General features: G+C 27.6%; 3 protein-coding genes. All 3 read left to right on the top strand.

The genetic code is table 11. The features are described 5' to 3' along the window. Positions 1–652, top strand: a 652-nt coding sequence (locus QZ106_RS09760; RefSeq protein WP_295976634.1) for a glycosyltransferase family 52, incomplete at its 5' end; no start/stop codon positions are given. Continuing rightward, positions 652–1,743, top strand: a complete 1,092-nt coding sequence (locus tag QZ106_RS09765; protein ID WP_295976635.1) for an EpsG family protein — start codon at positions 652–654, stop codon at positions 1,741–1,743. The genes QZ106_RS09760 and QZ106_RS09765, both read left to right, overlap by 1 nt. Before the next feature lie 26 nt (positions 1,744–1,769). Continuing rightward, positions 1,770–2,543, top strand: a 774-nt coding sequence (locus QZ106_RS09770; RefSeq protein ID WP_295976636.1) for a glycosyltransferase, incomplete at its 3' end; no start/stop codon positions are given.

Genomic DNA, 2,543 nt, shown 5'->3' on the forward strand with positions numbered 1-2,543 from the left:
CTTGTTAATCGATTCTATTGGGCATATAGATTTGTATACTTTTGATGATGGTACGGCAAACATTATAAAAACTAGTGCATTTTATAGTAGAAGTGTTAGAAATAGAACTAAAATTCTTAGGGCTATATTAAGGATAAAAACAACAATGAATACAGTTAAGGAAAAAAGTTTGTTGCATTATACTATTTATCCTAATATTAGTAACATTATCGATAAAACAAAAATTGTATCAATATTTAATACGGAAAATTATGATAATGTAAGAGCTGATGAGAAGATAATAAAAGTTTTTTTAGGGCAACCATTTTATAATTCCTCTATTAGAAATAAGGATTTCGTCGAAAAAATAGTTAAGAAGTTAGATATTGATTTTTATATCCCTCATCCTAGAGAAGATTACAGAGTTGAGAATGTTACATATGTTGAGTCAAAATTAGTTTTTGAGGAGTTGTTTGCCAAAGAGTTTAATAATAAGAAATGTATAATTTATACTTTTTATAGTGGGGCAATATTAAATTTATTAAATGTATCTAGTGTGAAGTTAATATCGATATTACCAAAAGAATTGGATAATTTGATAATCCCTATGAAAGTTGTTAATGAAAGTTATGAACTATTCAAACGGTTAGGTGTAGAGGTGCTTGAGATATAATGGATGGATATATTTCTACATACATAATTTATAATTTGGTATTTATGCCTTTTTTATTTTATTTTATGACTGGTAAAACTTATCCAAAGATAGTGAGATTTTATATATTTTATATATCTAGTTTTGCTATTCTTATTGCTGTATCAGGGTTGAGATACAAAGTTGGGGCTGATTATGAAAATTATGTATGGATATTTCATAATTTAGATGAATATCAATCAGGATATTCTGTTGAATGGGGGTATTATTTTATCAATAAAATTATAAAATATCTCCAGTTGGATGAGCAGTTTGTTTTTTTTGTAGTCGGCGTTCTTACATTATTTTTTATCTATTCCTATAAAGAATCTAATTTAAATGTAAAGATTTTAGTGATTTTAACGTATGTATTAGTTTTTTATTTTTCTTCATTTACTCAAATTAGGCAGCTTCTTGCTATGTGTGTAGCAGTGTATGGAGTTAGTGAGTATTTTAGTGATTTTAAGAAATTTAAATGCCTATTCTGGCTGTTGATTTCTTCTTTGTTTCACTCATCAACGTTATTACTAATACCAGCTATTTTTTTATTGGGGTATATTAAATATAAGGCTTATTATTCTCTTTTGGTTTTTTTAATTTTTGTGTTCTTTTTTTCATTTGATTTGCGAGATTTTTTTGTAAAAATTGATATTCTTTCATTTTCTAAGTTTAATTCTTATTTGTATAGTGAGCATTATAATGGATTGCATACAACAATTAGTAATATAGTTAGGTATTTTATAAAGTCATTTGTTGTATTTTCTTTATTTTTTTTAGATAAGAAGTATTTTAAAGATATTAAATGGTATAATACATTAATGATTCTTAACTCGCTTCTTGTTGTTTCGATTGCTATATCTTTTAATTTTTATATTTTTCATAGGGTTGTATTGTTATTTATGTTGTCTAATATATTTTCTGTTAATTTGCTTTTGAAGAGTAGTTATAAATATAAGTATTTAATTCTGTTTTTTTATTTTTTATTGAATTTTATTATGTATGAGTACTTTGTTTTCTTTGAAACTTACTATGATACTGCTCCATATCAATCGATTTTAGATAGAAATTATTAACAGGGGGGATGATGGTTTCAGTGTTAATGTCTATTTATCATAAAGAGAAGGCAGAATATTTCCATAGAACTATGGAAAGCATATGGACTAACCAAACTTTAAGGCCCGATGAAATTATTTTGGTTGAAGATGGTGTCTTACCAGATCATTTGTATTCAGCAATTAACTACTGGAAAGAAAAAATAGGAACTAAGTTAGTCTCTGTTCCATTACCTAAAAATATGGGGCTTGCTTTAGCATTAAATGAAGGGTTGAAGGTTGCTAAGGGGAATTTTATTGCTAGAATGGATACGGATGATATAGCTGAAAGAGACCGTTTTAAAGTACAGCTTGAGTTCTTACAACAGCATGTAGATGTTGATGCGGTTGGTTGCTGGATTTGTGAAATTGATGAAAATGATAGTGTTATCAATGATAAAGTAGAATATCCTCTTTTTCATAACGAGTTATATCAATTTTTTGAAAAACGGGATCCGATAGCTCATCCAACAGCTATGTTTAGGAAGACTTTTTTTGATAAAGCGGGAAGGTATAGTAAGGAAGTTGCTTTAGCGGAAGATACTTTATTGTGGTATCAAGCATTCTTAAATAACTGTAAGTTAGCCAATATAGACTATATTGGGTTGAAATTCAGACGCAGTTCCGACTTTTATAAGCGCAGAGCAAATTGGAAAAAAACAATTGGGCTACTAAAATTCCGCTTATTTCATATAAATAGAGATTTAAATTATGGTGTTAAAGCAGATATCTACGCAATTGCTTATTTTTTGATGTCTATTTCTCCAAGTTTTGTGAAAAAA

The organism is uncultured Aggregatibacter sp. (assembly GCF_901873365.1).
Taxonomy (GTDB): domain Bacteria; phylum Pseudomonadota; class Gammaproteobacteria; order Enterobacterales; family Pasteurellaceae; genus Aggregatibacter.

What these genes read in the sequence shown, in the direction of transcription:
- QZ106_RS09765 (WP_295976635.1), top strand. Translation starts at nt 652, where the DNA reads ATGGATGGATATATTTCTACATACATAATTTATAATTTGGTATTTATG.